This is a genomic window from Neobacillus drentensis, from assembly GCF_036965645.1.
GTDB classification, from domain to species: Bacteria; Bacillota; Bacilli; order Bacillales; family Cytobacillaceae; genus Neobacillus; species Neobacillus drentensis_D.
Genome location: NZ_JBALPZ010000091.1, coordinates 1 through 9,242, shown reverse-complemented (window position 1 = coordinate 9,242; position 9,242 = coordinate 1). Strand labels below are relative to the sequence as shown.

The following is a 9,242-nucleotide window of genomic DNA, read 5'->3' as shown; positions in this document are numbered from 1 at the left end:
TCCCTGGTTTATTACTTCGCGTAGAATTGCCGCTCAATTTATTGTTCCCTTTAGCATCTTTCAATTTATTCGGACCCTGATTTTACCGACCATATTTGATGTATTGCTGTTAACCATCTTCCTCGCGATTGCCGTTTCCATCCATTTTGACATCATTTAAGGAGCCCATCATGCAGATTATGACTGCTGCTGGGCTCCTTCTTTTGCCTGCTTTTGTTGATTCTCAATTTCTGTCATCCGCATCACAACATACTCGGAATTTTTCAAGTGCCAATATTTCTCCTGCAGCGTCCGAACAAACTTCATTTCATTCTTTTTTCCTTGTTTCTTGTAATAGCTATCCACCACTTGCATAATCGGAACGGGTAAGGCTAAATAGCTGTAGAATAATAACTTCTCATCCTCTTTATAAGGGAAATATTTAAAGTAATGATACACCCAATCAATCGCGGTATCACTCCGCTTTGGTGGTGTGTTTAAGGCCCTTGATAAGTAAGGGAGCAGATCATGGATAGGGGACCCGTAACGGGCATTTTCAAAATTAATAAAAAAGCCGTACCCCCGGTCATCGTAAAGAAAATGTTCAGATGATAATTTACCATGGGTAATCACCATGCGAGCCTTTTCGGCATCCTTTGTACTCTCGTACCACTCCTCAAATTTGGTTTTAGAAAACCGGAGTGCCTGACTGATTTCGCTATAGTAAAGGCAATACAACAACTGGAACGGTGACATATAGGTCCTTTTTTCACATTCATCCATAAAGCCATCAAGAAATTCCTGATGCTTTTCAAGCTGCTGAATGGTTGTTTCGTAATGTTCCGTCCGTTCTTCCTTGCTGACCGTCACTTCCTTAGCAGAAAGGGTATGAAGCCTAGCCAGCTCGCGAAAAAGTTCGTGATTCTTGTGATCACGGTTTTCTTTTTGATGATTGGGCATCCAGGGCATTAAATAATACAGATTATTGTCATGTAAAACAGCATACCTGCCGTCCATGGTTGGATAGATGGGGACGATGCGGTTGAAGCCCTTTTGATAGAGCAGGTGTACATGACGGATAAAATCTGTTCCTGTTGTAGGTGGGATTTTTTTCAGCGCAAATGTGCCTTTATTGGAATAAACCTTTTGAACAATTCCGTAGTCTTCGACGAAATAAGGTTCAACTAAATAATTTTGTAAAATGGGTGCAATCGATTCCAACCGATTCCTATCGCTCATGAGATGTCATCTCTCTTTCAATGAAAGGCGAAGTTTAGTAAAAATAAGCTGAGCAGGTTATATCAACCCGCTCATCTTTTTTTCGGCTTTAATTTTTTGCAAATGTGCCAGGAATGTAAAGAACCTGACCAACAGATACATCTTGGTTTAAATCAAGATTATTGACACGCAGCAGGTTAGGAACAGATACATCATAGCGGTCGGCTACGCTTGCAACCGTATCTCCTTTTTGGACAATGCAGACCTTTAATTTCGTTTGAGCTGTTCGTTCATCCTTACGGGCAAAGAACTCTGTCAACGTCATACTTTTCTTCTTAGCTGCCTTTTTCTTTTTCACTGCTTTTGGCGGCTCTTCTGATGAAGACGAGGAACTTTCCTCCGAAACTTCTGCAACAATGATTTCCTCATGGTGGTGCTGTGGTGCATGATCTTCCACTACAACCACTTCATGTGTTTCAACTTCTGCAGGCTGGTTCCCTTCACTTCTAGCCTCCTGAAGATTCCATGCAGGTGTAAATTCTTCTTCTTCCTGCTCCTCCTCAAACTGTGGATGATAGTTAAAGGTAGGAAATTTCGGTAAAATTTCTACTGGCTCTTCATCTTCATGCGGTTTCCTTGCTTCCGCTTCAAACAAGAAGTTGTTTTCAAAGCTGCTTTGAACCGCAGGTTGTTCGACTTCCACTTCTTCTTCCTCTTCGACACGGTGAAGAAACTCATACTCTTGTTCTTCTTCTTGTTGCTGTTGTTCGACTTGTTCGTTTCCATAAAGTCCGCTGATCGTTAATTCAGCGGAAAGCTTTAAGCAGCTTCGCTCTGGGATGGAATAATCAAATGACTCAACAAGGACGTCGATATCATAGATACTTTGAATCCGGTTATTCGGAATCGTGATATCGACTGGGAACCGATGTGAAAACTCAAAGGATCCCGTTTCCTCTAGTTCAGCTACTCTCTCGACAAATTTTTGAGAGGTAACCCCTTCCTCTTCACTTACTTCGTTTGCTTCGTAACTTTTATATTCGCCAGTTAGTTGGAGCGAACCACGTATGGTTACGTACTGATCGTTTTCCTGGATGGTGATGTCCGGGTCTAGGGAAATCGAAATGAGTTCCTCGACTTCCTGTCCTTTTCTAAACCACAATGACTCCTCCAAGGAAAATCGCAGGCACGATTGATTCTCTTGGGACAAAGCGACTCCTCCTTTCGTATCCTCCACGTAAAATCACTATGTCAGTTACACTTTATGAGTGGAGTCTTTTTTTTATGATAAAAATGGTATTCTGACTTGAAAAAGAATTGTGATTGAGGGGCTCTTTATTTGGTTTGGCTGATTTTTCAATTGGATTGGCTCATTTCAGGTGATAATTGGCTCATTTTTCAGCGGGTTTGGCTCATTTTTGAACTTGATTGGCTCATTTTCATCGATTATTGGATGATTTACCATTTACACCCAATTTCAAACCAAAAAAATACACCCACATTTAACAAAGTGGGTGCAGAAATAAACATTATTTAAGTTTCGAGAAAGCAACCTCTGCTGCTTTTATTGTTTTTTCAATATCCTCATCAGAGTGCTCTACAGATAGGAATAAGCCTTCAAATTGAGAAGGAGGTAAGAATACCCCTTGATTCGCCATTTCGCGATAATAGGCCGCAAAGAAGTCTAAATTAGAAGTCTTGGCTTTTTCATAGTTAATAACAGCTTCGTTCGTGAAGAAGAAACCAATCATGGAGCCGGCACGGTTAAAGCTAATCGGAATATCATACTTTTCAGCCGCTGCTTCAAAGCCTTTTTGAAGAAGATCGCCTTTACGGATAAATTCTTGATAGTGCTCAGGTGTTAATTGGCTTAAGGTTTCAAGACCAGCCGTCATTGCCAGCGGGTTCCCTGAAAGTGTTCCTGCCTGGTAAATAGGGCCGCTTGGAGCGATTTGCTGCATAATCTCTGCTTTACCGCCGTAAGCACCAACCGGAAGGCCGCCGCCGATGACTTTGCCTAGACAAGTTATGTCAGGAGTCACATTAAAATAACCTTGTGCACAGTTGTAGCCGACACGGAAACCGGTCATTACTTCATCAAAGATGAGGAGAGAACCGTTTGCTGTTGTCAGCTCGCGAAGACCTTCTAAGAAGCCGGGAAGCGGTGGAACCAATCCCATGTTTCCAGCAACAGGTTCTACGATAATACACGCAATATCTTCACCAAAGTGCTCAAACGCATATTTAACACTTTCAAGGTCATTGTACGGAACTGTGATGGTATTTTTAGCAATCCCTTCAGGAACGCCGGGGCTGTCAGGCAGCCCTAATGTAGCGACACCTGAGCCAGCTTTAATCAATAATGAATCACCGTGGCCATGGTAACAGCCTTCGAATTTTAAAATCTTGTTACGGCCTGTATAGCCTCGTGCCAACCGAAGTGCACTCATCGTCGCTTCTGTTCCGGAGTTGACCATTCTGACCACTTCGATGGACGGTACGCGCTCAATGACAAGTTGTGCTAATTTCGTTTCTAATTCCGTTGGGGCACCAAAGCTTGTCCCAAATTCAGCTGTTTTTTTCAAGGCCTCGACAACACGATCATTGGAATGACCTAAAATCAGCGGACCCCATGAAAGTACATAATCAATATATTCATTGCCGTCTATATCATAAATTTTTGACCCTTTGCCTCTTTCCATAAAAATAGGGCTCATATTCACGGATTTAAAGGCACGAACCGGGCTGTTGACACCGCCAGGCATTAGGTGTTGGGCTTCTTTAAATGCTTCAATCGATTTGGTATACGAACGCATTCTTTTCCCTCTTTTCGAAATGGTTTATTGCTCTTCTTTTAACCAGCGGCATGCATCTTTTGCATGATAAGTGATGATTAGGTCAGCACCAGCACGCTTCATTCCCACTAGCATTTCCATTACTGTATTTCTTTCGTCAATCCAGCCGTTTTGAGCGGCAGCTTTAATCATGGCATACTCACCGCTTACGTTATAAATAACAACAGGCAGATTAAAGTTGTTTTTCACATCACGAACGATGTCAAGATATGGCATACCAGGCTTGACGATTAAAAAGTCTGCGCCTTCAGCCACATCGGATTCAGCTTCTCTGAAAGCTTCAAGACGGTTTGCCGGGTCCATTTGGTAGGTTTTCCGGTCACCGAACTGTGGTGCACCTTCAGCAGCTTCACGGAACGGTCCGTAGAATGCGGATGCGTATTTCACGGCATAAGACATGATTGGGATTTCAGTAAAGCCTGCTTCATCTAATCCAGCACGGATTGCAGCGACAAAGCCGTCCATCATGTTAGAAGGGGCAATAATGTCAGCACCTGCTTTTGCTTGGGCGACAGCTGTTTTTACAAGTAAGTCTAGGGATTGGTCGTTAAGAATTTTGTCGCCTTCCACCATTCCGCAATGTCCATGGTCGGTATATTCGCATAGACAGGTATCTGCCACAATGATGATTTCAGGAAAATGTTCTTTTATGTAACGGGTTGCGATTTGAACGATCCCGTGGTCATGAAAGGCTTGCGTACCGCAGGCATCCTTTGTTTTTGGGATTCCGAATAGTAATACAGACTTGATACCGTGTGCAACAATGTCTTCCATTTCGGCTTGAAGATTGTCCATAGATACTTGGAATACTCCCGGCATAGAGGAGACTTCTTTACGGATATTTTCGCCTTCATATATAAATAACGGATAAATGAAGTCTTCTGGTCTTATGTGATTTTCTCTTACAAGGGCACGCATATTAGCACTTGTCCGTAGTCGGCGGTGACGTTGAAATTGAAGTTCCATTCTATTTATACCTCCAAATGATTTAGTTAAAAATTGTTACTGGCGGATAACTCCGGTTTAGTGGCGGATAGCCGCAGCTTTCTGGCGCACCTCCGCCATTTAGTGGCGGATAATCAAAAATTACTGGCGCTACTCATGTTTTCTGGCGGATAACTCAACTTTACTGGCGCATGGCCTCAGTTAACTGGCGTTAAGTCATCCTTCCATCATTCTCCAAATAAGCAACCGTGCTCTCCATCATATCCTTCACGGTATACTGTTCAGGCGAGGCGTGAACCTGCAAACCATACTCAAGCAGCTTTTTTTCTGTAACAGGTCCGATACAGCCGATTATACAATTTTTTAACTGCTCCTCCAAACCATATTCCTTCACGACATCCATGAGGTGATCAACCGTCGAAGGACTAGTAAAGGTCAGGATATCCAGTTCATCCCTTGAAAGCATCTGGGCCAGCTTTAAACGGCTCTCCTCAGGCAAATAAGTCTCATAAATCACGACTTCATCGACTTTGGCCCCCACTGCCATTAACGATGCGGCAATATACTCCCGAGCCAAATTGCCCTTTGGGAGCAAGATCTTTGCATAAGGACCAACAAGAGGGATAAACTCCTCGACAAACACCTCGGCCACAAAGGCCGAAGGAACAAATGCCGGGCGAATCCCCCTCTCCTGCAAGACCTCGGCCGTTTTCTTCCCGATTACCGCAATTTTAGGTAATTTAGCAGCATCACGATCACAAAACGAAAAAAAAGTTTCGACGGTGACATTGCTTGTAAAAATAATCCAGTCGTATGTATCAAGGGCCTCCAAACATACTTGAAGACGTTGATTTCCTGCAATCGGACGAAAAGCAATCAGAGGGATTTCAACAGGAATCCCTCCATACCTTTCGACTAATTGTGAGAATGATTTTGCTTGACCTTTTCCTCTAGGAACAAGAACTTTTTTATCAAGCAAAGCGCCAGTTTTACTCACGGCCTTCAAGCTCCCGCTTAACTCGGTCGATCAGGTCCTTGGCTCCTTTTTTAATTAATAAATCAGCCGCCTGATTCCCGAGCTCTTCCGGATGTTGTCCGCGAAGTTCTTCTCGGAAGATTTCTTGACCTTCTGGTGAACCGACTAAAACATTCAAGACTATTTCATCATTGTCCTCAACACGTGCAAAGCCGGCAATCGGCACCTGGCAGCCGCCCTCCATTTTTTGAAGGAACGCCCGTTCAGCACGAACGGCTTTTTCTGTTTTTTTGCAAGTGAATTTTTCAAACAGCTCTAGCAGTTCTTTATCGTCCTCACGGCATTCGATGGATAATGCACCTTGACCAACGGCCGGAACACAAATATCAGCATCAATAAATTCGGTTACGACTTCCTTTGCCCACCCCAGACGGGATAAACCTGCCGCCGCTAGAATAATGGCATCGTATTCACCGGATTCTAATTTTTCTAATCTAGTATCCACATTACCGCGGATCCATTTAATCTCTAAATCCGGACGCTGTGCTAAAAGCTGGGCACTGCGGCGGAGGCTGCTTGTACCGATGATCGCACCGGGCTTAAAGTCATTCAACTTCACATGTCCTTTCGAAATCAAAGCGTCACGGTGATCTTCACGGAATGGGATACAGCCGATGGTTAACCCCTCAGGCAGGACAGCCGGCATGTCTTTCATACTATGAACAGCCATATCAATCTCTTTATTAAGCATTGCCTGTTCGATTTCTTTCACAAATAATCCTTTTCCGCCAACCTTTGAAAGGGTTACATCAAGGATTTTATCCCCTTTTGTGACAATTTCTTTTACCTCAAATTCAAAATTGGGATTAAGCTTTTTAAGCTGGTCAATCACCCAATTTGTTTGTGTTAACGCCAATTTGCTTCGTCTTGACCCCACAATAATTTTTCTCATGATTGCCTCCTAAGTTATGCATACCATAAATGAAACGATGATAATCGCCCAAATAAGAAAAAGTTTATTAAAACAATTAAAAAGGACGCTGTATTCCAAATCGCTAATTGTCTGCCAGAAAGATTTTTTACAATCCGCAGGTATAAATAAATACTATAGGCTGAAAGTAACAGGAATGAGCCAATGATTTTCATATCGTACCATGGCATTCCCGGAACCTTTAGAAAAGCCCACTGGAGGCCTAATATTAGGCTGAGAAGCAGCATCGGAACGCCAATGACAGCGAATATGTAGGATAATTTTTCGAGTTTCTCCAAATCTGCAAGCCGGATTAAGCGTGTTCCCCATTTTTTCCGTTTCAACAAATCATATTGAAGCAAATATAACGATGAAAAAACAAATGATAGAGAAAATGCCCCGTAAGAAAGAATCGCCATCGTAATGTGAATTAACAGCAGTTCAGACACAAGCTTAGTTGCCAGCGTTTGTGAATGGTATTGCATGGGCACAAATGTATGGATGGCCATGACGGTGAATCCAAGGATATTGGTGAAAAAGACAATAAAGTCCACTCGTAGTAAATGATTAATAATTATAGATAAGGTTACCAATACCCAGGCATAAAAATAAAGCCCCTCAAAAATCGTTAATACAGGGAACCTGCCTGTTTTCGTCATATATAAAAAGAGAAACACCGTTTGCAATATCCACACAAATGCAAGTAACCAGAAAGCAATACGGTTTGCCTTCCGGTTATGGTGAATGAAGTCGAAAAAATATAACAACACACTGAAGGCATATAGAACAACTGTAAATTCGTGAAGCCTTGTCAAAAGAGTGTTAAACATAGCAACAACTCCTTATGACTGAAAAGAAGCCTGAACTTCTCCAACCGGCATTTTAATCGTTTTCGCTGCTTTCGAATGTTGTTCCTGAACAAGCCCTTCAATATTAAAGATTTTCATAAACAATTCCATCGTCTGTTCTGCATCCGGTCTTGCCGCCAACTCTTTCGCCTGTAAAATAGGATCCTTTAAGAGCTGGTTAATGATACTCTTTGTATGTTTATTTAGGACTTTAATATCATGTTCGCTTAAGTTTGGCAGTTTCCGTTCAAGACTAACCATCGTTTCTGCCTGAATCGCAAGTGCTTTTTCACGTAGTGCTGAGATAACAGGGACCACTCCAAGCGTGCCCAGCCACTGTTTAAAATCAACTATTTCTTTTTCAATCATCAGTCTGATTTTCGATGCGGCTTTTTGACGCTCCTGCAAGTTTGCTTCGACAATGCCCTCTAAATCGTCGATATCGTATAAGAAGACATTATCAAGTTCAGCTATTCTTGGATCTAAATCACGAGGTACCGCAATATCGACCATAAACAACGGTTTCCCTTTGCGCTTTTTCTCGACTTTTGCAATTAACTCTTTTGAAATAACCAAATCCTTAGCACCTGTTGAACTGATGAGGATATCAGCCTCTACTAGTGATTTCTCTAATTCAGTAATATTTTTTGCCTTACCGTCAAAACGGCTTGCAAGTGCTTGTGCTTTTTCATAGGTACGATTAATCACGGTTACCTGTTTCACACCGTTGCCGTGTAAATTCTGAGCAGCCAGTTCACCCATTTTTCCCGCGCCAAAGATTAAAATATGCTTATTCTCAAGTGATCCAAAAATCTTCTTCGCTAGTTCAACCGCTGCATAGCTTACAGAAACAGCATTGGCACCAATATCTGTTTCCGAATGTGCACGTTTTGCCAGTGTAACGGCTTGTTTAAAGAGGTGTTTGAACACCGAACCAATCGTTTCCTCTTGCTGTGCTAACAAGAAGCTTGTTCGTACCTGTCCGAGAATCTGAGTTTCTCCTAGGACCATAGAATTTAGTCCACATGTTACATTTAATAAATGGTCCACAGCTCCCTCATCCTCATAAACAAAGAGGAACGGTGAAAATTCCGCTTGCTCGATACCGAACCATTCAGAGAGAAATTCTTTTATATAATACCGGCCTGTATGAAGCTGATCCACGACCGCGTAAATTTCGGTACGATTACATGTTGACAAGATAATATTTTCTAGGATGCTCTTTTTTGCGTTTAATTGTTTAATTGCCTCCACAAGATCGGTTTCATTAAAAGTCAACCGCTCACGGATTTCAACAGGGGCAGTTTTATAGTTAAGGCCGATGACTAAAATATGCATTTGTTTATTACACCCCCATAAAGTTTACAGTATTAACTATTAAAAATTATATCACGAGCAATTTCGAATTTTGCTCGGAAAATGTGAACATAAAATGAAACAATATGCTAATA

At 42.1% G+C, this 9,242-nt stretch carries 9 protein-coding genes; 1 reads left to right on the top strand and 8 read right to left on the bottom strand.

Going from position 1 to position 9,242, the window contains the following annotated elements; genetic code table 11:
- Window positions 1–177 precede the first annotated feature (177 nt).
- The gene (gene ysxE, locus V7266_RS17625; protein ID WP_335469527.1) at window positions 178–1,218 is read right to left on the bottom strand and encodes a spore coat protein YsxE; all 1,041 of its coding nucleotides are present in this window, start codon (window positions 1,216–1,218) and stop codon (window positions 178–180) included.
- An 88-nt stretch (window positions 1,219–1,306) separates the two neighbouring features.
- Complete coding sequence (spoVID, locus tag V7266_RS17620) at window positions 1,307–2,407, bottom strand: stage VI sporulation protein D (protein WP_335469525.1); 1,101 nt, start codon at window positions 2,405–2,407, stop codon at window positions 1,307–1,309.
- 129 nt (window positions 2,408–2,536) lie between these two features.
- On the opposite strand from spoVID, the gene V7266_RS17615 reads away from it, so the two are divergent.
- On the top strand, window positions 2,537–2,734 hold the full coding sequence (locus V7266_RS17615) for a hypothetical protein (RefSeq protein WP_335469523.1): 198 nt from the start codon (window positions 2,537–2,539) through the stop codon (window positions 2,732–2,734).
- On the opposite strand, the gene hemL is transcribed toward V7266_RS17615, so the two are convergent.
- From hemL to hemA, 6 genes are all read right to left on the bottom strand, one after another.
- On the bottom strand, window positions 2,727–4,013 hold the full coding sequence (gene hemL / locus V7266_RS17610) for a glutamate-1-semialdehyde 2,1-aminomutase (RefSeq protein WP_335469520.1): 1,287 nt from the start codon (window positions 4,011–4,013) through the stop codon (window positions 2,727–2,729). The two genes, V7266_RS17615 and hemL, sit on opposite strands and share 8 nt — an antisense overlap.
- 24 nt (window positions 4,014–4,037) lie before the next feature.
- A complete protein-coding gene (gene hemB / locus V7266_RS17605) occupies window positions 4,038–5,018 on the bottom strand; it encodes a porphobilinogen synthase (protein WP_335469519.1) in 981 nt (326 codons plus the stop codon).
- Window positions 5,019–5,208: 190 nt separating this feature from the next.
- Complete coding sequence (locus tag V7266_RS17600; protein WP_335469518.1) at window positions 5,209–5,994, bottom strand: uroporphyrinogen-III synthase; 786 nt, start codon at window positions 5,992–5,994, stop codon at window positions 5,209–5,211.
- On the bottom strand, window positions 5,987–6,925 hold the full coding sequence (gene hemC / locus V7266_RS17595) for a hydroxymethylbilane synthase (RefSeq protein WP_335469517.1): 939 nt from the start codon (window positions 6,923–6,925) through the stop codon (window positions 5,987–5,989). The genes V7266_RS17600 and hemC overlap by 8 nt, the downstream gene beginning before the upstream one ends.
- Before the next feature lie 14 nt (window positions 6,926–6,939).
- Window positions 6,940–7,773, bottom strand: a complete 834-nt coding sequence (locus tag V7266_RS17590) for a cytochrome c biogenesis protein (RefSeq protein WP_335469515.1) — start codon at window positions 7,771–7,773, stop codon at window positions 6,940–6,942.
- A 12-nt stretch (window positions 7,774–7,785) separates the two neighbouring features.
- The gene (hemA, locus tag V7266_RS17585) at window positions 7,786–9,129 is read right to left on the bottom strand and encodes a glutamyl-tRNA reductase (protein WP_335469513.1); all 1,344 of its coding nucleotides are present in this window, start codon (window positions 9,127–9,129) and stop codon (window positions 7,786–7,788) included.
- Window positions 9,130–9,242: the final 113 nt, after the last annotated feature.